Here is a 19,765-nt window from a genome sequence, read left to right as displayed (position 1 = left end):
CGGGTCTTTCCTTTACCTCGACAGTACTGCGTTATCAGAGCACCATGGGGTTCTTGTGAATGCCGGACACTCCCGTCATGCCCGACCACTGGTCCCCACGACCTTCACGCCAACCGCTCATCCAGTATTCCCGTAGATTGATGTCCTGGCTGGGGCAGTCATCGCGGGATCTACCCGAGAGACCGGCCTTGTAGCCATGTACATAGGCACGCTGGAAGCGATCACGTTTCTGTCGTTTCATGGGTCTACCTCGTGACAAAGGTACCAATCTGACCTGCCCCTGCGGGAAATTCGGGGGATGCAAGCGGCAGGCCCGTGATGCCCAAGCCCTGCGATGTGCAGGCTCTCCCGAGTCGCACGAAATGAAGGCTTGTTGACAGGGACACATGTGTCGTATCTCGTAGCTACCATTCCATTGATAGCGTAAGCCGCTCGGCATTGTCGACTGTTGTTTTGTAACAACCTGTTCACCTTGTCGTCATGAAATGGTTAACCGAATAATGGCTTTCGCAGTCATCATTAATGTAGGAGAAGCAAGTGCCTGAGAAGCTTGACCTTCTGGCAACCTGTCCGCGGGGCATCGAACAACTGTTAGCCGACGAGCTAGTCACATTCGGCTTGACACCGGGCAAGACCACCGTGGCAGGCGTGAACGCCGAGGGCGATCTCGAGGGTGCCTACCGGGCCTGTCTGTGGTCGCGCCTGGCCAACAGGGTCATCCTGTGTCTGTCGCGGACGGAAGGCGTCGAAACGCCGGATGCCTTGCACGATGCCGCCGCCGCCGTCGACTGGCAGCGCCATCTGCCTGCCGGTGCCAGCATTGCGGTGGACTTTCATGGTCGCAGTGACGAGATTCGACACACCCGCTTCGGCGCCCAGACGGTCAAGGATGGCGTGGTCGACCGTCTTGGTGCGGCCGGCCAGGCGCGTCCCGATGTCGACGTCCGTAATCCCGACGTTCGCCTCTATGCCCACCTGCACCGTGGCCGCTTGACGCTGGGCATCGACCTGTCCGGCGACAGCCTGCACCGGCGCGGCTATCGTCGCGATACCGGCCACGCCCCGCTCAAGGAAAACCTGGCGGCGGCGCTGCTGGTGCGCGCCGGCTGGCCGGAGTTGGCCAAGCAGGGCGCGCCGCTGGTTGACCCCATGTGTGGCTCGGGCACGCTGTTGATCGAAGCTGCGCTGATGGCCGCCGACATGGCGCCCAACCTGAATCGGGAGCGCTTCGGCTTTGCCCGCTGGGCCGGCCACGACCCGGCGCTGTGGCGCGAGGTCCTGCGCGAGGCCGAGGCCCGGGCGAGCATCGGACGAAAACGCGCGCGCTCGGTGATCTTTGGCTTCGACCAGAGCCCGCCGGCGCTGTCGGCGGCCAAGACCAACGCCATGCGCGCCGGCATCCCGGCGCTGATCCACCTCGATGGCGCCAGCGTGCATCGCCTGGCGCGGCCGCGGGTGCTCGACCCCGAGCTTGCGGGGCTGGTGATCAGCAACCCGCCTTACGGCGAGCGTATCGGCGAGCTGCCGGAGCTGGTGCGGCTCTATTCGGACCTGGGCGAGCGGCTCAAGGCCGACTTCGGTGGCTGGCGCCTGGCGCTGTTCACCGGCAATCCGGACCTTGGCCACCGTCTCGGCATGCGCGCCCACAAGCAGTACGCGCTGAGAAACGGCCCGCTCGAGGCCAAGCTGTTGCTGATCGATATCGCACGCCGCGATGGCCAGAGCCAGAACCAGGGCCAGGGTCAGAACCCGGATCGGAGCCAGGGTCGCCGCCATGACGCTGAGGCAACGTCGGCGGTCGACGGCCAGGCTAGCCCGGCCACCGGGGCAGGTGAAGGGTCGGCATCCTCCGATACCCAGGCAACATCCACGGCACCTCGTAGCGAGGGCGCCCAGATGTTTGCCAACCGTCTGGAAAAGAACCAGAAGAAGCTGCGCAAGTGGCTCAAGCGCAGCGGCGAGAGCTGCTATCGGCTGTACGACGCCGACATGCCCGAGTATGCCCTGGCCATCGATGTCTACGGCGATCACGTCCACGTCCAGGAGTACGCCGCGCCCAAGTCCATCGACCCGTCCCAGGCCCAGCGGCGTCTGTTCGATGCCCTTGGGGTGATTCCCGAGGTGCTGGAAGTGGACCCCGGCAAGGTGGTGATCAAGCGGCGCAAGCGTCAGCAGGGCAAGTCCCAGTACGAGAAGCAGGGGCGAAGCGGCCAGCGCTTCCAGGTCACCGAAGGTCGCGCGACGCTGTGGGTCAACCTGCGTGACTATCTGGACACCGGGCTGTTTCTCGATCATCGCCCGGTGCGCCGTATGCTCGGCGAGATGGCTGCCGGCAAGCGCTTTCTCAACCTGTTCTGCTACACCGCCACGGCCACGGTGCAGGCAGCGCTCGGCAGCGAGGCCGAGGGCGGCGCCAGTGACAGTGTCAGCGTCGACATGTCCAACACCTACCTGGAGTGGGCGCGGGACAATTTCGCGCTCAACCGGCTCGACCCGTCGCGCCACCGGGTGGTGCGCGACGACTGCCTGCGCTGGCTGGAGACCGCAGGCGGCGAGTTCGACCTGATCTTCATGGACCCGCCGACCTTCTCCAACTCCAAGAAGATGGAAGACACCCTGGATGTCCAGCGGGACCACCCGCGCCTGGTGCGCCTGGCCATGGCTCGGCTGGCGCCGGGCGGTACCCTGGTGTTCTCCAACAACCAGCGGCGCTTTCAGATGGATGACGAGCTTGCCGTCGACTTCGAGGTCAAGGACATCTCGCGTCAGACCTTCGACCCTGACTTCAGCCGCCGGCCGGACCTGCACCACTGCTTCCTCATCCGCCATCGGCAGGCGTCGTGATGGTACTGACGCTCTACACCACCCTGGGCTGCCATCTGTGCGAGCAGATGGAAGCCCTGGTGCGTGCCCTTGCCCGGGTGGAGTTCACCATCGAGCGTATCGAGATCAGCGAAGACGACACCCTGCTTCGCCGTTACGGCGAAAGGATCCCGGTGCTGATCGACGCTGAACGTCCCGATGACGTCCTGGAGGGGCGGGTGGAGCCGGATGCCGTCATGCGCTGGCTGGCGACACGCGGGTGGTTGAGCGAGCAAGTGGTCGCTGTGCAAGCCGAAGCGGACTCGGCGAGCCAGGGGAGGGAGGCTCCCGCAGTAACAGCGTCCCGGGTGAAGGGACGCCGCGTCTTCGGCAAGCTCTGAGCGGGTGCCGGGATGGCTGTAGGATGACTGTAACAAGGGCTATGGCGAGAGCGCCCGTAGTGGTGGCCTCGTCGCCATGGCGGCCACCGCGTTAGCGGCGGGTCGCCAGGGCAGCGGCCAGCTCTCGCTGGTAGGCCTCGAGATGTGAGGTCGGCTCCTCGTCAAGACGCCCAAGTGCCACCGCCAGTTCGAAGAAGCCAGGGCCCGGCAGTTGGGGTGCCTGGCGGCTGACCACCAGGGCGGCGATCAGCGGTCGTTCGGCCGCGACATCCTCGCGCATGGTGATTTCCAGGGCTTCGGCCACCCGGCGGATGGTGCGTGGCGGGGTGAGCCCTAGAGCCTCGGCGGCCTGCTGGTAGGTGATCGGCAGGGCGCTGTCGGGCAGGCTCTCCAGCAGGGCACGCAGTCGGGGAGCCAGGCTGGCAGGGGAGGTGTCCGCCATGCTCAGTGCTCGTCCAGCAGTGACAATTGCCCCATGGCTTCACGGCCTTCCGGGCTATGGTCGTCGGCTTCCAGGACCTTGGTGAAACCTCGCGATCCGAGGATGGTCTTCTCGTCTTCCAGCCACATCATTGCCTGACCGTAGTCATCGGCCAGCTGATGCTTGAGCCCGCCGAACTGGGTTCCGATCTGGCCCCAGGCACGGCTGAAGATCCAGTCGCCGAACATGTCCTGGTGCACGTGCACGAGGACATAGTCATGGTCGGTTTCCCAGCGGACGATCACGGCGACTCCCGTCATATCACTTGGTGGCTACGGAGGGCGGGCGCCGGCTCCGTTTCTGGAAACGCTGATAAAGCCTTTGCAGTGTTTCCATTATGGTTATCATGGGCATTGTAAGCCCTTGAGGCTAATCCACAAATAGCCCGGTTGCATGACCGGGAGCCCGATACCTGCGACCCGGGGAACCCCATGAAGATTCTTGTCGATGCCAACGTGCCCGCCGCCGATGCCTGCTTTGCGCCGCTTGGCCAGGTCAGCCGCCGGCCGGGGCGCGAGATCGACGCCGACAGCCTGGCCGATGTGGATGCCCTGGTGATTCGCTCGATCACGCGTCTCGACGCCGATTTGATCGAGGCCACCAAGGCCAAGGGCTCGCCGCTGTCTTTTGTCGGCAGTTGCACCATTGGCACCGACCATGTCGACCAGGCCGCCCTGGCGCGCCATGCCATCACCTTCGCAAGCGCCCCGGGCTGCAATGCCGAGCCGGTGGTGGACTACGTGCTGTCGGCGTTGATGCTGGCCTGCGAGCGTCGTGGCCAGTCGCTGCTCGAGCGTCGCGTGGGTATCGTCGGCGTCGGCAATGTAGGCGGCCGGCTGGCGGCCCGTCTGGCCGCCATGGGCATCGAGCACCGGCTGTGCGACCCGCCCCGGGCCGAGAGGGAAGCCAGCAGCAGAGCCGGTGACGAGAACGGCCAGGACTTTGTCGAGCTGGACGCCCTGATCGACAGCTGCGACGTGCTGTGCCTGCATACCCCGCTGGTGCGCGAGGGACGCCACGCCACTCGCCACCTGCTCGACGCCCGGCGCATCGAGGCGCTGGCACCCGGTACGCTGCTGCTCAATGCCGGACGTGGCGACTGCGTCGACGGTCAGGCGCTGAGCCGACGCCTGGCTCGCGGTGATGACCTCACCGCACTGCTCGACGTGTGGGAGGAAGAGCCCTCCATCGACCAGGTACTGGCGCACCAGGTCGCCCTGGCCACGCCCCATATCGCGGGGCATAGCCTGGACGGCAAGCTGCGCGGTACCCATCAGATCCATCAGGCGCTGGTGGCCCACCTGGGGCTGGGGGAAAGGGTTTCCCTCGCTGAGCTGCTGCCCGCTCCCGCGCTGTCACGCCTGGTGCTCGATGGCGGCCTGTCGCCGGAAGAGGTGCTGGCGCTGTGCATGCGGGCGGTGTATGACCCGCGGCGCGACCATGATCGACTGCTGCGAGCCATGGCCGTCGATGACCCGGGCAAGGGCTTTGATCAGTGTCGGGCGAGCTATCCGCTGCGTCGTGAGTTTTCGACCCTGACGCTGGAGCTTGTCGGCCAGGCGCAGGAGCTGGCGCCCCTGCTGTCCGGGGCCGGCTTTCAAGTGGACTGCCGTTGACACAGACGGCACCGCTGACACAGACGGCACCGCCGCCCAAGTGGTCTTTCCCGACCAGCTGCATGGACACCCCAAGGGCCCGACGCCATGCGCCGGGCCCTTGTCTGTTGTGGCGGACATCCTCTACTGCGACTTCCATCGCGCGGCTGAGTCTTGGCGTCGCGGCCAAGTCTTGGCGTTGCCTGAGTGTCAGCAGGCTACAGCCCCATGGCCGAGGAGGTGGAACGGCGCGGATCGGCGCCGCCGTAGAAGACGCCGTCCTCGATCAGGATCGACTGGGCGGCACCCATGGCCTCCTGCTGGCTGACGGTGTGGCCCATGCTCTCCAGCAGGTCCAGGGTGTCGGGGCTGACGCCCTGTTCGATGCGGATTTCGTCGGGCAGCCACTGATGGTGGATGCGCGGCATGCTGACCGCTGCCTGGATGTTCATGTCGTGGTCGATCACGTTCATCAGCACCTGCAGGGTGGTGGTGATAATGCGCGAGCCACCGGGGCTGCCGGTGATCAGGTAGTTCTTGCCGTCGCGCTTGACGATGGTCGGCGTCATCGATGACAGCATGCGCTTCTCCGGCTCGATCTTGTTGGCTTCGCCGCCGATCAGGCCGTAGGCGTTGGGTACCCCCGGCTTGGCCGAGAAGTCGTCCATCTCGTTGTTGAGCAGGAAGCCGGCGCCGTCGACCACGATGCCCGAACCATAGCTGAAGTTGATGGTGTAGGTGTTGGACACCGCCAGGCCGTTGCCGTCGGCGATCGAGAAGTGAGTGGTTTCGTTGGACTCGTAGGGCAGTGGGTTGCCTGGCGCGATATCGGCACTTGGGGTGGCCTGGTCGGCGGCGATATCGCTGCGTAGCTCGGCGGCGTACTCCTCGGAGGTCAGTCCGGCCAGGGGCACCTCGACGAAGTCGGTGTCACCCAGATACTGGGAGCGATCGGCGTAGGCCCGCTTCATTGCCTCGGCCATCAGATGGATGGTGCGGGCCGAGTTGAAGCCCAGCTCGCCGATATCGTCGTCCTCGAGGATGTTGAGGATCTGCACGATATGGGCGCCACCGGAGGACGGCGGACTCATCGCGTAGACGTCGTGGCCACGGTAGCTGCCATGCACCGGCTCGCGCACGGTGGCCTCGTAGCTGGCCAAATCCTCCAGTGTCATCAGGCCGTCGTGACGCCCCATCTCGGCGGCGATCAGCTCGGCGGTCTCACCCTCGTAGAACTCACGGGGGCCCTGTTCGGCGATGCGCTTCAAGGTGGCGGCCAGGTCCGGCTGGCGGTAGATGTCGCCGACCTGGTAGCGCGAGCCATCCTCCTTGAAGAACTTGGCGCGGCTGGCCTCCCAGGGCTCGAAGCGTTCGCTGGCGCTGTCGATGCCGTCGACGAAGCGCTGGGGCACGGCGAAGCCCTCTTCGGCAAGCTTGATGGCTGGGGCCAGGGTCTCGGCCAGGCTCATGGTGCCGTAGCGCTCCAGCGCCAGTGCCAGCCCTGCCACGGTGCCGGGTACGCCGGCGGCGTTGTGGGTGTAGCGGGACAGCTCGGCCACAGCGTCGCCGTTGTCGTCCTGGAACATGGTCTCGTAGGCCGCCTTGGGCGCCTTCTCGCGGTAGTCGATGGCGATGACTTCATCGCTGTTCTCGTCGGAGATCAGCATGAAGCCACCGCCGCCGATATTGCCCGAACGCGGCTGGGTGACCGCCAGCGCAAAGCCTGCGGTGACGGCGGCGTCCACGGCATTGCCGCCGTTGGCCAGCACCTCGCGGGCCACCTCGGAGGCCAGGAAGTGGCTGGTGGCGACCATGCCGCGGGTGCTGACCTCAGGATGGAAGCGTTCGCCTTCCAGGATCGCCTGACTGTCGGCCAGCGCCGAGGTCGAGACGAGACCCAGAGCGAGCCCTAGCGCCGAGCCTGCGATTGCCCCGCGCAGGGAGTAGGAGACTGACATGGCATACCCTCGTGTTTTCAATAGATCGTTGCAGGCCGCTGGCCGTGCGGCCAGAACGCCTCGTTGTACGCTGCTTAACTATTGTCGTGACGAGGCGTACGCGCAAATGGCGAAGCGATCCTGGGTGTGCCGAGAGGAGTAAGTGAAAGCCGGCTCCAACGATAACGCCCCCGCCAGGCAGGGCCGGGCGGGGGCGTTGAGAGCGTATCAAGTGTGCGCTTACTGGCGGTAGGCGGCTTCCTTGAGCGCGCGGATGCGATCATCCAGCGGCGGGTGGCTCGCAAACAGCTTTTCCATCAGCTTGCGGGTCTGGCCGGTGGTGATGGCGAAGGCGGTCAGGGTGTCCGGCATCTGGTCGGGCATCTGGGTCTCGGCCTTGAGTCGAGCCAGGGCATTGATCATGGCGCCGGAACCGGCGAGCTTGGCCCCGGCGGCGTCGGCGCGGTACTCGCGGAAGCGCGAGAACCAGGCGGCGATCATCGAGGCCAGGATGCCGAAAACGATCTCGGCGACCATGACCACGGCAATGTAGCCGAAGAAGCCGAGGCCCTCGTTGTCGTCACGCCGCAGGAAGCTGTCGACCACTTGCGCGACCACCCGGGCGAAGAACATCACGAAGGTGTTGAGCACGCCCTGAATCAGGGCAAGCGTGACCATGTCGCCGTTGGCGACGTGGCCGATCTCATGGGCCAGCACCGCCTTGATTTCTTCGGGCTGCATGCGATTGAGCAGGCCGGCGGACACCGCGACCAGGGCATCGTTCTTGTTCCAGCCGGTGGCAAAGGCATTGGACTGCTGGGCCGGGAAGATGCCGACCTCCGGGGTCTTGATGTTGGCCTCGCGGGCCAGCTCGGCGACGGTGTCGACCAGCCACTGCTCGGTGGCGTTGGAGGGGTTTTCGATGATCACCGTGCCAGTGGAGCGCTTGGCCATCCACTTGGAGATGAACAGCGACACCATGGAACCCGCCATGCCGAACACGAAGCAGAAGATCAGCAGGCTGTTGAAGTTGATGCCCTGGGCGTTGAGGTAGGGCTCCACGCCGAGCAGGCGCAGGGTGATACTCGCCACCAGGATCACCGCCAGGTTGGTGCCCAGGAAGAGCAGGATTCTCATCATTGCCGACATTCTCCGTAAGGAAGGAAACCTGCCGAGCCAATCGGCTCGACGGGAGGAATCAGATGCTTAGATAAGCCCTGGAGCGACAAGTTTCAAGCGCCCGGGCGCGGATGACGCTATCGCCGTGCCAGCGTCGAGATAGCGGATTCGATGCTGGCACCCGGCGATGACGTCGGCGTGACCGCCTACTGGCGATAGCGCGAGAGGAAGCGGGCGAAGCGATCCAGGGCGTCGCCGAGCTGATCGGCCCAGGGCAACGTGACGATGCGCACGTGGTCCGGGTCGGGCCAGTTGAAGGCGGTACCCTGGACCAGCAGGATCTTCTCCTGCAGCAGCAGGTCCAGCACCAGTTGCTGGTCGTCCTGGATATTGAAGACCTTGGGGTCCAGGCGCGGAAAGGCGTAGAGCGCCCCCTTGGGCGTGGTGCAGCTGACCCCTGGGATGGCGTTGAGCTTTTCCACCGTGATGTCGCGCTGGGCCAGCAGGCGCCCGCCGGGCAGGATCAGGTCGTTGATCGACTGGTAGCCCCCCAGTGCGGTCTGGATGGCGTGCTGGGCGGGCACATTGGCGCATAGGCGCATCGAGGCCAGCATGGTCAGGCCCTGGATGAAGTCGTTGGCGCGCTGGCGTGCCACCGCCCCGGACAGGGTCATCCAGCCGCTGCGAAAGCCGGCGCAGCGGTAGCTCTTGGACAGACCGTTCATGGTCACCACCAGCTGGTCTTCGCTGGCCAGTGCCCCGGTGGCCACGTGCACGGTGTCGTCGTAGAGGATCTTGTCGTAGATCTCGTCGGAGAACACCACCAGGTTGTGCTCACGGGCGATGTCGAGCAGCTCGCGCAGCACCTCGGGGGGGTAGACCGCACCGGTGGGGTTGTTGGGGTTGATGATGACGATGGCGCGGGTGTGGCTGGTTACCTTGGCGCGGATATCGTCCATCGCTGGCGCCCAGTCGGCCTGTTCGTCGCACAGATAGTGTACGCCACGCCCGCCGGACAGGTTCACCGCAGCGGTCCACAGCGGGTAGTCGGGGGCCGGGATCAGCACCTCGTCGCCGTCGTTGAGCAGCGCCTGCATGGCCATCACGATCAGCTCGGAGACGCCGTTGCCGATGTAGATGTCCTCGATGCCGACGCCAGGGATCTCCTTGCGCTGGCACTCCTGCATGATCGCCTTGCGCGCCGAGTAGAGCCCCTTGGAGTCGCAGTAGCCCTGGGCGGTGGGCAGATTGCGCATCACGTCCTGCAGGATCTCTTCCGGCGCCTCGAAGCCGAACGGCGCAGGGTTGCCGATATTGAGCTTGAGGATGCGCTGTCCTTCGTCCTCCAGCCGCTTGGCGTGCTCGAGCACGGGCCCGCGGATGTCGTAGCAGACGTTGTCGAGCTTGTGAGACTTGGAAAGGGTGGGCGTGTCCATGGCGCGGGTCTCGCTGGGTCCGTGTGTCCGTGCCCGCCGGGGCGGGAGTGTCGTTGTTGGTGAGTCCTGTCGATGCGTTGCCGGGGCGGCGGTGGCCGGGCGTGCGGCCTAGTCGTCGCTCGCCGCTTCGCCCTGGGCACCCTGGTGAGGTGCTGCCTTCGAGGCGCCTTCTGCGACATCCTGCGAGCCGTCTTCCGAGGCATCTTCCTCGGCCTCGACAGCGGCTTCCTCAGGCGCCGGGATGTCCTCCGGGGTCTCCAGGGTCAGGCGCCCGAGCTTGCCATCACGCAGTTCGTGCAACAGCACCTCGCTGCCGCGGTGCAGGTCGATCTCGCCACCGGCGCGCAGGCCACCGCGCTTGGCGGCGATCTCGGCGAGGATGGCGTGGCCGTCGAAGCCGGCCAGCGCCATCAGGTCCGGGCGAGCGTCTCCATCGGCCTCGACCTTGTCGGCGTCGGGATTGGCCTCGTAGGCCGGCAGCGCCTTGAGTTTATAGCGTGCCTTGAGCGCCTCTGGATAGCGTTTGGCCAGCTCGGCGGCGGTGATCAGGGCCACATCGACATAGTCGATGGCGGTATCGCGGATGGCGCCGCTGGCCGCCAGACGATAGGCACTGGCCTGATCCTCGATCTTTGGCCACAGCACGCCCGGGGTGTCGGTCAGCGCCACGCGACCCTGGATGCGTACCTTCTGCTGGCGCTTGGTCACCGCCGGTTCGTTACCGGTCTTGGCGATGGTGCGTCCCGCCAGACCATTGATCAGCGTCGATTTGCCGACGTTGGGGATGCCCATCACCATCACCCGCACGTCGCGGTCGGCACGCACCTGGCCAGCCAGTTCATGGCACAGCTTGGGAATGCGCTTGAGCTCGCGGGTATTGGTGGTGGTCACCGCCAGGGCGCGGGTGTCTGGCTGGGCGTCGAAGTGGGCGGTCCAGGCGCGGGTACCCTCAGGATCGGCCAGATCGGCTCGGGACAGGATCTTGAGTACCGGCTTGTGGCGGGTCAGGCTCGCCAGCATCGGATTGGCACTGGAATAGGGCAGGCGCGCGTCCAGCACCTCGATGACCACGTCGATTTCCGGCAGCGCCTCGAGAATCTGGCGTCGCGCCTTGTTCATATGTCCCGGAAACCAGCCCAGCATCTCGTTCTCCTGCCTTTTCTAAAGGGTGTTGCGCAAATGGCTCCCCATCTTATGGAAATGCGAGGCAAATGTCGCGAGCGGTGGATGACAAGGTCGCAGATGATGGAGGGCAGGGTCGCACACGGCGGGAGGCGAGGTCGCAAGGTCCGGGCGACGAGAGCGCCAGGCCCGCCGAGAAACACCTGGCGGCGGGCACAGGGGCTTGCAACGAGGAGGGAAGGGGCAAGGGGAGAGAGACGTCTGAGGCGTAGGCCGGGGGAGGGCGCAACGCCTACTCCCCCTCATGAAAGTCGATGGCCAGCGAATTGATGCAGAAGCGCTCTCCGGTGCTGGTCGGACCGTCGGGGAACACGTGGCCCAGGTGGGCATCGCAGCGATGGCAGGTGACCTCGATGCGGTGCATGCCGTGGCTGGTGTCCTCATGGCGCTGCACGCTTTCGCAGGACAGCGGGCGGTCGAAGCTGGGCCAGCCGCAGCCAGCGTCGAACTTGTGCTCGTTTTCAAACAAGGGGGCGTTGCAGCACACGCAGTGATAGATGCCGTGCACCTCGGTGATCTGGTAGTCACCGGTAAAGGGACGTTCCGTGCCTTTTTCGCGGGTGACGTGGTACTGCTCCGGGGTAAGCTGCTCTCGCCATTCGGCGTCGGACTTCTCGATCTTCTTGCGCATGGACGGTCTCCCGTGACGTTCGGTCGAGGCTTGCGCATCGTGGTTCGCGTCGATGCGGCACCCACGACTGCATCAAAGTCGCAGCCTCGGTATTCAAGCTAAGACGTTTGCTGCAGTTTGACCAACTCCTGCGTTCCACGATGCAGGGGAGGGTGGCTAAAGCGTCGATGGAGAGTGAATGCGTATAGAAAGAGCCTATATAGAGAAGGGCGCTGAATCGAGCAGGAAATCCTTCAGCCGGGGTTGACACTTTTGAGGGTGTTCAGTAACATACGCGCCACCTCGAGATGAGACGAGGCGGATGCGTCCCATTCGTCTAGTGGTCCAGGACACCGCCCTTTCACGGCGGGAACAGGGGTTCGAACCCCCTATGGGACGCCAACTCGAATCTCGAGGCCGGAATGCGGCAGTAGTGCGCAGCGCGGGAATAGCTCAGTGGTAGAGCACAACCTTGCCAAGGTTGGGGTCGCGAGTTCGAATCTCGTTTCCCGCTCCAATGCGTCCCATTCGTCTAGTGGTCCAGGACACCGCCCTTTCACGGCGGGAACAGGGGTTCGAACCCCCTATGGGACGCCACTTTCCGGTACAATTTGCGATGCGTTTGCGGGAATAGCTCAGTGGTAGAGCACAACCTTGCCAAGGTTGGGGTCGCGAGTTCGAATCTCGTTTCCCGCTCCATGCGTCCCATTCGTCTAGTGGTCCAGGACACCGCCCTTTCACGGCGGGAACAGGGGTTCGAACCCCCTATGGGACGCCACTTCGCAGCGCAGGCAGGACACGATGAAGACATCGTTGGACTGCATCGATCAAGCGGGAATAGCTCAGTGGTAGAGCACAACCTTGCCAAGGTTGGGGTCGCGAGTTCGAATCTCGTTTCCCGCTCCAGTATCGAGAAGCGTCTCAAATACCTGTGGAAAGCACATCGCCAGAAGCAGCAACAGTCGCCTGAGCGACGCGAATCATCGCGTTGATCGGCGATTTTTTTGTGCTTGCGCGAAGCGAGTCCGGCGTAAGACCATCGAGTGCCCCTTGCGTCGACGCCGCATTTGCCGCTTTGTCCGGTTGAAGATGCTCCCGACCGACCCCATATGCTAAGCCTTCTATCGAATAGCGAATCCCGTCGCTCGGCACGGCGCGATCGCGACGGGTTGGGCAAGCCGATGCCAACCGTCAACGTCGAGTCACCCGCGACAGGCAAGCTAGCGAAGGCGTGCAGCGCTTGGCGTCCGATCTCATGCTTCAAAGCCCAAGCTTTCAACCCTGACACCAAGGATCCCTCATGGCCGAACCGGCTCTGTCCATTCGAGGCCTGACCAAGGTCTACGGCAATGGCTTCAAGGCCCTAAAGGGCATCGACCTCGACGTCCAGCAGGGCGACTTCTACGCCTTGCTTGGCCCTAATGGGGCGGGCAAGTCCACCACCCTGGGCGTGGTCTGTTCGCTGGTGCAGAAGACCGCCGGCCAGGTAAAGATCTTCGGCATCGATATCGACGAGGACTTTGCCCGGGCCAAGTACCATCTCGGGGTGGTGCCGCAGGAGTTCAACTTCAACCAGTTCGAGCGGGTCATCGATATCGTGCTGGCCCAGGCCGGCTACTACGGCATGCCTCGCCGTGAAGCCCTGCCTCGGGCGGAAAGTCTGCTCAGGGACCTCAGCCTGTGGGACAAGCGCAACGGCAGCGCACGCATGCTGTCCGGCGGTATGAAGCGCCGCCTGATGATCGCCCGCGCGCTGATGCACCGTCCCAAGCTGTTGATCCTCGATGAGCCCACCGCCGGGGTGGATATCGAGTTGCGCCGCAGCATGTGGGAGTACATGCGGCGTATCAACCGCGAGGAAGGCACCACCATCATCCTGACCACCCACTATCTGGAAGAGGCGGAGAGCCTGTGCCGCAACGTGGGCATCATCAACCACGGCGAGATCGTCAGGAACACCAGCGTGCGCGAGCTACTGAGTGAGCTCGACACCGAGACCTTCCTGCTGGATCTGGCCGAACCCATCGATCATGCCCCCGCCATCGAAGGCTTCGAGGTCAAGCAGGTGGACAGCGCCCAGCTATCGGTGATGGTGCATCGAGGGCAGTGCCTCAACGACGTCTTCGATGCCCTCAAGGCAGACGGCGTGCGGGTGCTGTCGATGCGCAACCGGGCCAACCGGCTGGAGGAAATGTTCGTGTCCATGGTGGAAAGCGGCAACGCCGACAAGGAGCTGAGAGGATGAACCCGAGTCAGATCGCGATCGCCCTGTGGACCCTGGTAGCCAAGGAAGTCCGGCGCTTTACCCGGATCTGGCCGCAGACCCTGTTGCCGCCGTCGATCACCATGACGATGTACTTCATCATCTTCGGCAACCTGATCGGCTCGCGCATCGGTGAGATGGACGGCTACAGCTATATGGACTTCATCGTCCCGGGGCTGATCATGATGTCGGTGATCACCAACAGCTACTCCAACGTGGCCTCGTCGTTCTTCTCCAACAAGTTCCAGCGCAGCGTCGAGGAGATGATGGTCTCGCCGATGCCCAACTGGGTGATACTGGCGGGCTTTATCCTCGGCGGCATGGCGCGCGGGCTCGGTGTCGGCATCATCGTCACCGGGGTGTCGCTGTTCTTTACCCGCATCGAGGTGGCCCACCCGCTGTTGACCATCGGGGTGGTGATCCTGACCGCGGCACTATTCGCCACCGGCGGCTTCATCAATGCGCTGCTCGGCAAGAAGTTCGACGATATCTCCATCGTGCCGACCTTCGTGCTGACGCCGCTGACCTACCTGGGTGGGGTCTTCTACTCGATCTCGCTGCTGCCGGCCTTCTGGCAGGGCGCCTCGATGCTCAACCCCATCCTCTACATGGTCAACGTCTTCCGCTACGGTTTCCTTGGCGTCTCCGACATCCCGGTCGGCTGGGCGCTCGCCGCTATCTTCGGCTTTATCGTGGTGCTGTTCGCCATTGCCCTGTGGATGCTGGAAAACGGCAAGGGCATTCGTAGTTGATCGCAGCGGCCGCCACGGGCGGCCGGTAGCCGTTTGTCTCTCGGACTCTCTCTTGTTCAGGTATTGCCATGTCCACTATCCCTCGGGATCCCCACCACCGCCCCGATACCCTGACCGATGCGCCCCTGGGGCGGGAATCGGACTATCCCGAGCGCTACGATGCGCAGCTTCTGTTTCCCATCGAACGCGCCGCCAACCGCAAACCGCTGGGGATCGAGGAGGGCGCGTTGCCCTTCGTCGGCGAGGATGAATGGCACGCCTTCGAGCTCTCCTGGCTGACGCCCAGGGGCAAGCCCTGTGTCGCCGTGGCACGCTTTCGCCTGCCGGCTAGCTCACCCCGGCTGATCGAGTCCAAGTCCTGGAAGCTTTACCTCAATAGCCTGAATCAGACCCGCTTTGCTGGCCACGACGAACTGATCGAAACGCTGAAGCGCGACCTGAGCGAGGCCGCCGGTGCTGAGCTCAGCGTGGAGATCCTGGCGGTGGACGACGCCGAGCTCAACCCGCGCCCGTTGCCGGGGGAGTGCATCGACGATCAGGACATCGAGATCAGCGACTATACGCCGAGCCCGGAGCACCTTTCGGTCAGTGATGAGATCGTCGAGGAAACGCTGACGTCCCATCTGCTCAAGTCCAACTGCCCGGTGACCGGTCAGCCCGACTGGGGCAGCGTGATGATCCGCTACCGCGGTCCCCGGCTCGATCGCGAAGGCCTTCTGCGCTACATCGTCGGCTATCGCCAGCATCAGGACTTCCATGAGCACTGCGTCGAGCATATTTTCATGGACCTGATGGACAAGGCCCGCCCAGAACGGCTCTTGGTGCTGGCACGCTACGTGCGCCGCGGTGGTCTCGACATCAGCCCCTGGCGTGGTACCCCCGGCGAGGCGCCGCCTACGCCGCTGCGCCTGGCGCGCCAGTAGTCGGCAATGGCTCAGGGCGATAGCGATAGCGCCACAGACAATACCCGAGTGATCTGGTAGGGTAATGCGAAGAATTCTCGATCGCTGAACAGTGACAGGGCTCGGACCCTCTGGAGTGACACGATGGATGCAATGACACTGCTGCACGAGCGCAGCTCCATGGGCAAGCTGATGGGACCGGCCCCCAGCCGCGAACAACTCGAGGCGATCTACTGCGCCGCCCTGCGCGCACCGGATCACAAGGAACTCAGACCCTGGCGGTTTATCGAGTTCTCCGGCGAGGGGCTCGACCGCCTGGGTGAATTGTTCGCCGAGGCCGAATTTCGCGAAGACCCCAAGGCGACAGACGAGTGCCTCAATAGCGCCCGATTGAAGCCCAAGCGCGCACCCATGATCATCGGCGTCGTCGCCAAGGTGGACCCGGACGTACCCAAGGTGCCGAAGATCGAGCAGGTCATCTCCGCCGGCTGCGCTGCCCACGGCATCCTGCTGGCCGCCCACGCCCTGGGGCTCGGCGCCATGTGGCGCAGCGGCAAGTACGCCTTCGACGACACCGTGCGCAAGGGCCTCAGGCTCGGCGACGACGACGAACTGGTCGCCTTTATCTACATCGGCCAGCTCGGTGGCCGCCACAAGCCCATCGCCTGTCACGATAGTGAGGATTTTGTCGAGCGTTGGGACTAGTAGAGAGCCGAGCGTTGGGACTGAACCATGGATGATTTGATCAGACGCGTTGGCACGGCCCACCCGCGGCCCGCCTTGCCGCCCGAGGGAGGCGAGGACGACCCCGGGGCCTTTCTCGACTGGCTGGGTGAGGCGATCCCCCTGGTCGGATCGCTTGGCATCACCTGCATGGCGCGCGACAAGGAGTCGCTGTGTTGGGAGCTTGCCCTGACCCCGAACCTCAACGACAAGGGCACCGGCTTCGGCGGCTCGCTGGCCGCCCAGACCACCTTGCTCGGCTGGTGCTGGACCACCCTGTGGCTGCGTCGTCGAGGCTACAACCGCGACGTGGTGGTGGCCGAGGCCAGCCAACGCTTTCTCGCACCGGTCACCGGCGACTACCGCCTGATCTGCCGACCCGAGGCAAGCGGCTCCGCAGACGTTGATGCCAGTGGTGCGGCAGGGCAGGGTAGTGCCGGGCAGGTCGGCAGGGAAACAGGCGCCGAAGCGGCGCTGGAGCAGCGCCTGGCGGAACGCGGCAAGGGCCGCATAGCCCTGGTCCAGCAGCTGTGGTGCGGCGACACCCTTTGCCTGGAAGCGAGGGGTGACTACGCCGTGCTGGCCAGCGAACCTCCCATCGCAGCACGCTGACGCCATCGCGCCGCTTCGCCATCAGACCCGGAACGGCTACACGACGAATCTGATGTAAGCCGAAAAACGGCTTGCAATCGAGAGCTTAAGGCGATAAAGTATGCGCCGTCTTGAGGGATAAGCACCGCGCAACGCGGGCATCATGTTTCTCGAGATGACAATGCGGAGGGGTGTCCGAGTGGTCGAAGGAGCACGCCTGGAAAGTGTGTAAGTCGAAAGGCTTCGAGGGTTCGAATCCCTCCCCCTCCGCCACAGAATTTGAGAAAGCCGCTGAGAAATCAGCGGCTTTTTTCTATGTGAATTCTATCCGCGTTGACCCCACCCCAATCCATGCAGGGTGTCTGTCCTTCCTCAGGTTCGCCAGCCTGATCCATCTGGCAGCGGTAAAGCCTCGCTTCACAGCACCGGAATTGACGATACCTCCCACTCTCAAACGGCAGATCTCCACCGCGTGGCACAGCACGCTGGCAGCAGGCCGGGCTTGCCCAGCCCAGGGGCTAGCGGAGAAAATTAGTCGTTTACCTATTGAGAGGGAGGTGCGTTTTGGCACACCTGTTTATCTACGGGACCTTGGGGCCGGGCGGACCCAACGAACACGTCATGCAGGCCATCGGCGGCCATTGGCAACCGGGCAGCATCAAGGGACGGCTGCACCAGGCGGGTTGGGGCGCCGAGATGGGCTTCCCTGGCCTGGTGCTGGATGACGCCGGCGACGATATCCAAGGCCACGTCTTCGTGTCCGACGCACTACCGGAACACTGGGCGGCCCTGGACGAGTTTGAGGGGCCCGAGTACCAACGTACCCCAGTCACCGTCAGCCTCGATGATGGCGGTAGGGTCGAGGCCTACGTCTACGCCCTGCGCAGAGAGGCCTGACGAGGGGGGCTGATCTCACCCCGCGGTGGTGTGGAAAGGCGCGTCAAACCGGCCTGGTGGTGATCATTTCCCGTACCGCAAGATCACCGGCTATCGAAATACGTGTGGCGAGCTTTTCGCATTGGCGGTGGATCACTTACCAGTGAAAGGTCTGTGAAATACCATCCTCGCTCGCCGCCGATGCCATAGTCCAAGCTGTACATCAGATGCCATCAAGCTAGCCGATCCCGGGCCGCGAGTGCGGCTTTCTGCGCGAGTGCAGCTTTCTACGCGAGCGCTGCTTCCTACTAAGTGCAGCTTGAGACTGAGATGCTGCTGCGGCCCGGCAGGGTCGTCGCGGTGAGTCAGGCCTACCCTGGCGATGGCAGGGCTGCTTCAGGTCCGCGCGGGTATCTCTTGGCTACTGCCTTCATGGATGGGCCAGGGTCAGCTTGGGCGACAGGGCGTGTGGGTCTACCTTCAAGTCCAGGATCGCGGGAACCCCTGCCTCTCTGGCTGCCTGCAGCGCGGCTGGAAATTCGCTATCGCTGCTCACGGTTGCGCCAAAGCCCCCGTAACTTCTGGCGAGTGCAGCGAAGTCGGGATTGTGCATTCGTGTTCCCGAGGGGCGGTCCGGATACTTTCGTTCCTGATGCATGCGAATGGTGCCGTACATGCCGTTGTTGGACACCAGAACGATGACATTTGCGCCGTACTGACAGGCAACACCAAACTCTTGCATCACCATCTGAAAGCAGCCATCCCCTGCCAGGCAGACCACGTCTCGCTCGGGGTGGCGCAATTTGGCGGCGATCGCTGCTGGCAAGCCGTAGCCCATTGAACCACTGGTGGGGGCAAGCTGGGTGGGCCAGTTGCGATAGCGATAGTAGCGATGAAGCCACGCGGAGTAGTTCCCGGCACCATTTGTCAGGATGGCATCCTCGCCCAGCGCCTCGTTGAGGTGAGAGATGACTTGCTCCATCTTCAGGTCACCGGGGCTCTGCTGTGGTTGCTGCCACTCCTCGTAGTCCGAGCGCGCGCCGGTGATCCATTGCTCACGCGGTGACTCCGGCGACCTTGCTGCATCGGCCAGCTGACAGACGAGCTCAGCAGCGTTCGCGACGACGCCGAGGGCCGGTCGATAGACGCGACCAATTTCCGCAGCGTCTGCGTGGACGTGTACGAGGGTCTGTCGCGGCAGGGGAGGCGTCAGCAAGGTGTAACCGCTGGTCGTCATTTCGCCCAGTCGAGCACCGAGTGAGAGAATGACATCGGCATTCTTGACGCGTTCCGCGAGCTTGGGGTTGATGCCGATACCAACGTCGCCAACATAGTGTGAATGTCGGTTGTCGAGATAGTCCTGGCAGCGAAAAGAGGCTCCCACCGGTAGCGCGGCCTTGTCGGCAAATCGTCCGAGCGCATTGGCGGCTTTCTGTGACCAGGGCCCACCGCCGACGATAACCAACGGGCGTTCGGCCTTCGCCAGCATGTCGACTATGGCGCCGACATCGCTCTCAGCCGCCTTGCCCGAAGGAAGCGTGGCAGCCGGTACAGCCGGGGCGCCAGTGTAGTCTGATGAAAGGATGTCCTCGGGAAGTGCGAGCACAACAGGACCCGGACGGCCGCTTTGAGCGACATGGAAGGCGTGGCTTACGTACTCAGGAATCCGGTCGACGCGATCAATTTCCGCGACCCATTTTGCCAATGGATGGAACATGGCCCGGTAGTCGACTTCCTGGAAGGCTTCTCTGTCGCGCTGATCGCTCGCCACCTGCCCAATGAAGAGGATCATGGGCGTCGAGTCCTGGTAGGCGACATGTACGCCACAGGAAGCGTTGGTGGCGCCGGGGCCCCGAGTGACGAAAGCGATGCCGGGACGGCCGGTAAGTTTCCCATCGGCTTCGGCCATCAGCGAGGCCCCGCCTTCGTGTCGCGTCACGACGGTGTCCACGCCGGAATCGAAAAGCCCATCAAGAGCGGCCAGGTAGCTTTCTCCAGGCACACAAAATACCCGCTCCACCCCTTGTGCCTCGAGGGCTTCGACGAGAACTTTCCCACCATGACGTGACGGTTGTTCACTCATAAATCTAGACCC

General features: G+C 63.9%; 18 protein-coding genes and 7 tRNA genes. 16 read left to right on the top strand and 9 right to left on the bottom strand.

Translation table 11 applies throughout. The features are described 5' to 3' along the window. Positions 1 to 34: 34 nt before the first annotated feature. The gene (rmf, locus tag KUV74_RS00690; RefSeq protein ID WP_045994893.1) at positions 35 to 241 is read right to left on the bottom strand and encodes a ribosome modulation factor; all 207 of its coding nucleotides are present in this window, start codon (positions 239 to 241) and stop codon (positions 35 to 37) included. Between the two features lie 296 nt (positions 242 to 537). Between rmf and rlmKL the strand changes: the two genes are divergently transcribed. Together rlmKL and KUV74_RS00680 are read left to right on the top strand one after the other, a co-directional pair. Beyond that, the gene (gene rlmKL / locus KUV74_RS00685; RefSeq protein ID WP_222515391.1) at positions 538 to 2,844 is read left to right on the top strand and encodes a bifunctional 23S rRNA (guanine(2069)-N(7))-methyltransferase RlmK/23S rRNA (guanine(2445)-N(2))-methyltransferase RlmL; all 2,307 of its coding nucleotides are present in this window, start codon (positions 538 to 540) and stop codon (positions 2,842 to 2,844) included. Further along, a complete protein-coding gene (locus tag KUV74_RS00680; RefSeq protein WP_240184286.1) occupies positions 2,844 to 3,203 on the top strand; it encodes a glutaredoxin family protein in 360 nt (119 codons plus the stop codon). The genes rlmKL and KUV74_RS00680 overlap by 1 nt, the downstream gene beginning before the upstream one ends. 91 nt (positions 3,204 to 3,294) lie before the next feature. Here KUV74_RS00680 and KUV74_RS00675 read toward each other — a convergent pair whose 3' ends face one another. Next, complete coding sequence (locus KUV74_RS00675; RefSeq protein ID WP_045994891.1) at positions 3,295 to 3,645, bottom strand: hypothetical protein; 351 nt, start codon at positions 3,643 to 3,645, stop codon at positions 3,295 to 3,297. A 2-nt stretch (positions 3,646 to 3,647) separates the two neighbouring features. After that, positions 3,648 to 3,929 carry a hypothetical protein gene (locus tag KUV74_RS00670; RefSeq protein ID WP_045994908.1) on the bottom strand — a complete coding sequence of 94 codons (282 nt, stop codon included), beginning with the start codon at positions 3,927 to 3,929 and terminating at the stop codon, positions 3,648 to 3,650. Between the two features lie 186 nt (positions 3,930 to 4,115). Here KUV74_RS00670 and pdxB point away from each other — a divergent pair, with 186 nt between their 5' ends. Continuing rightward, complete coding sequence (pdxB, locus tag KUV74_RS00665) at positions 4,116 to 5,300, top strand: 4-phosphoerythronate dehydrogenase PdxB (protein WP_222515390.1); 1,185 nt, start codon at positions 4,116 to 4,118, stop codon at positions 5,298 to 5,300. A gap of 197 nt (positions 5,301 to 5,497) precedes the next feature. On the opposite strand, the gene ggt is transcribed toward pdxB, so the two are convergent. The 5 genes from ggt to msrB form a co-directional block, all read right to left on the bottom strand. Continuing rightward, positions 5,498 to 7,237 (bottom strand): gamma-glutamyltransferase, encoded by a 1,740-nt coding sequence (ggt, locus tag KUV74_RS00660; RefSeq protein WP_213228448.1) that lies wholly within the window; start codon positions 7,235 to 7,237, stop codon positions 5,498 to 5,500. Between the two features lie 219 nt (positions 7,238 to 7,456). Beyond that, positions 7,457 to 8,356 carry a protease HtpX gene (gene htpX, locus KUV74_RS00655; RefSeq protein WP_045994888.1) on the bottom strand — a complete coding sequence of 300 codons (900 nt, stop codon included), beginning with the start codon at positions 8,354 to 8,356 and terminating at the stop codon, positions 7,457 to 7,459. 185 nt (positions 8,357 to 8,541) lie between these two features. Continuing rightward, entirely contained in the window at positions 8,542 to 9,771 is a 1,230-nt protein-coding gene (locus tag KUV74_RS00650; RefSeq protein ID WP_045994887.1) for a pyridoxal phosphate-dependent aminotransferase, read from the bottom strand. 108 nt (positions 9,772 to 9,879) lie between these two features. After that, the gene (ylqF, locus tag KUV74_RS00645) at positions 9,880 to 10,914 is read right to left on the bottom strand and encodes a ribosome biogenesis GTPase YlqF (protein WP_222515389.1); all 1,035 of its coding nucleotides are present in this window, start codon (positions 10,912 to 10,914) and stop codon (positions 9,880 to 9,882) included. A gap of 271 nt (positions 10,915 to 11,185) precedes the next feature. After that, entirely contained in the window at positions 11,186 to 11,584 is a 399-nt protein-coding gene (gene msrB / locus KUV74_RS00640; protein WP_045994885.1) for a peptide-methionine (R)-S-oxide reductase MsrB, read from the bottom strand. 305 nt (positions 11,585 to 11,889) lie between these two features. Here msrB and KUV74_RS00635 point away from each other — a divergent pair. The 13 genes from KUV74_RS00635 (at position 11,890) to KUV74_RS00575 (ending at position 17,691) form a co-directional block, all read left to right on the top strand. Then, a tRNA-Glu gene (locus KUV74_RS00635) sits at positions 11,890 to 11,965 on the top strand. A 40-nt stretch (positions 11,966 to 12,005) separates the two neighbouring features. After that, positions 12,006 to 12,080 (top strand) — tRNA-Gly (locus KUV74_RS00630). 4 nt (positions 12,081 to 12,084) lie between these two features. Further along, a tRNA-Glu gene (locus tag KUV74_RS00625) sits at positions 12,085 to 12,160 on the top strand. Between the two features lie 27 nt (positions 12,161 to 12,187). Next, positions 12,188 to 12,262 (top strand) — tRNA-Gly (locus tag KUV74_RS00620). A 3-nt stretch (positions 12,263 to 12,265) separates the two neighbouring features. Continuing rightward, a tRNA-Glu gene (locus KUV74_RS00615) sits at positions 12,266 to 12,341 on the top strand. A 53-nt stretch (positions 12,342 to 12,394) separates the two neighbouring features. Continuing rightward, a tRNA-Gly gene (locus KUV74_RS00610) sits at positions 12,395 to 12,469 on the top strand. Between the two features lie 394 nt (positions 12,470 to 12,863). Next, a complete protein-coding gene (locus tag KUV74_RS00605) occupies positions 12,864 to 13,808 on the top strand; it encodes an ABC transporter ATP-binding protein (protein WP_124802432.1) in 945 nt (314 codons plus the stop codon). Next, a complete protein-coding gene (locus KUV74_RS00600; protein ID WP_045993708.1) occupies positions 13,805 to 14,578 on the top strand; it encodes an ABC transporter permease in 774 nt (257 codons plus the stop codon). The genes KUV74_RS00605 and KUV74_RS00600 overlap by 4 nt, the downstream gene beginning before the upstream one ends. A gap of 68 nt (positions 14,579 to 14,646) precedes the next feature. Beyond that, positions 14,647 to 15,501: an NADPH-dependent 7-cyano-7-deazaguanine reductase QueF gene (queF, locus tag KUV74_RS00595; RefSeq protein ID WP_222515388.1), complete on the top strand. Its 855-nt coding sequence runs from the start codon at positions 14,647 to 14,649 to the stop codon at positions 15,499 to 15,501. A 123-nt stretch (positions 15,502 to 15,624) separates the two neighbouring features. Continuing rightward, the gene (locus tag KUV74_RS00590; protein WP_222515387.1) at positions 15,625 to 16,185 is read left to right on the top strand and encodes a nitroreductase; all 561 of its coding nucleotides are present in this window, start codon (positions 15,625 to 15,627) and stop codon (positions 16,183 to 16,185) included. A 27-nt stretch (positions 16,186 to 16,212) separates the two neighbouring features. Beyond that, on the top strand, positions 16,213 to 16,815 hold the full coding sequence (locus KUV74_RS00585) for a YiiD C-terminal domain-containing protein (protein WP_222515386.1): 603 nt from the start codon (positions 16,213 to 16,215) through the stop codon (positions 16,813 to 16,815). A gap of 164 nt (positions 16,816 to 16,979) precedes the next feature. Then, positions 16,980 to 17,067 (top strand) — tRNA-Ser (locus KUV74_RS00580). A 291-nt stretch (positions 17,068 to 17,358) separates the two neighbouring features. Next, positions 17,359 to 17,691, top strand: coding sequence for a gamma-glutamylcyclotransferase (locus KUV74_RS00575; protein WP_222515385.1), 333 nt, complete (start codon positions 17,359 to 17,361; stop codon positions 17,689 to 17,691). 409 nt (positions 17,692 to 18,100) lie between these two features. On the opposite strand, the gene KUV74_RS00570 is transcribed toward KUV74_RS00575, so the two are convergent. Further along, positions 18,101 to 19,753, bottom strand: a complete 1,653-nt coding sequence (locus KUV74_RS00570; RefSeq protein WP_222515384.1) for a thiamine pyrophosphate-binding protein — start codon at positions 19,751 to 19,753, stop codon at positions 18,101 to 18,103. Positions 19,754 to 19,765 lie beyond the last annotated feature (12 nt).

The organism is Halomonas sp. DP1Y21-3 (genome assembly GCF_019801245.1).
Lineage (GTDB): Bacteria > Pseudomonadota > Gammaproteobacteria > Pseudomonadales > Halomonadaceae > Halomonas > Halomonas litopenaei.
Note: the sequence above shows the minus strand (reverse complement) of the source record. Positions and strands in the feature narration are given on the sequence as shown.

What these genes read in the sequence shown, in the direction of transcription:
- rmf (WP_045994893.1), bottom strand. Translation starts at nt 241, where the DNA reads ATGAAACGACAGAAACGTGATCGCTTCCAGCGTGCCTATGTACATGGC.
- KUV74_RS00680 (WP_240184286.1), top strand. Translation starts at nt 2,844, where the DNA reads ATGGTACTGACGCTCTACACCACCCTGGGCTGCCATCTGTGCGAGCAG.
- KUV74_RS00675 (WP_045994891.1), bottom strand. Translation starts at nt 3,645, where the DNA reads ATGGCGGACACCTCCCCTGCCAGCCTGGCTCCCCGACTGCGTGCCCTG.
- pdxB (WP_222515390.1), top strand. Translation starts at nt 4,116, where the DNA reads ATGAAGATTCTTGTCGATGCCAACGTGCCCGCCGCCGATGCCTGCTTT.
- ggt (WP_213228448.1), bottom strand. Translation starts at nt 7,237, where the DNA reads ATGTCAGTCTCCTACTCCCTGCGCGGGGCAATCGCAGGCTCGGCGCTA.
- htpX (WP_045994888.1), bottom strand. Translation starts at nt 8,356, where the DNA reads ATGATGAGAATCCTGCTCTTCCTGGGCACCAACCTGGCGGTGATCCTG.
- KUV74_RS00650 (WP_045994887.1), bottom strand. Translation starts at nt 9,771, where the DNA reads ATGGACACGCCCACCCTTTCCAAGTCTCACAAGCTCGACAACGTCTGC.
- ylqF (WP_222515389.1), bottom strand. Translation starts at nt 10,914, where the DNA reads ATGCTGGGCTGGTTTCCGGGACATATGAACAAGGCGCGACGCCAGATT.
- msrB (WP_045994885.1), bottom strand. Translation starts at nt 11,584, where the DNA reads ATGCGCAAGAAGATCGAGAAGTCCGACGCCGAATGGCGAGAGCAGCTT.
- KUV74_RS00605 (WP_124802432.1), top strand. Translation starts at nt 12,864, where the DNA reads ATGGCCGAACCGGCTCTGTCCATTCGAGGCCTGACCAAGGTCTACGGC.
- KUV74_RS00600 (WP_045993708.1), top strand. Translation starts at nt 13,805, where the DNA reads ATGAACCCGAGTCAGATCGCGATCGCCCTGTGGACCCTGGTAGCCAAG.
- queF (WP_222515388.1), top strand. Translation starts at nt 14,647, where the DNA reads ATGTCCACTATCCCTCGGGATCCCCACCACCGCCCCGATACCCTGACC.
- KUV74_RS00590 (WP_222515387.1), top strand. Translation starts at nt 15,625, where the DNA reads ATGGATGCAATGACACTGCTGCACGAGCGCAGCTCCATGGGCAAGCTG.
- KUV74_RS00585 (WP_222515386.1), top strand. Translation starts at nt 16,213, where the DNA reads ATGGATGATTTGATCAGACGCGTTGGCACGGCCCACCCGCGGCCCGCC.
- KUV74_RS00570 (WP_222515384.1), bottom strand. Translation starts at nt 19,753, where the DNA reads ATGAGTGAACAACCGTCACGTCATGGTGGGAAAGTTCTCGTCGAAGCC.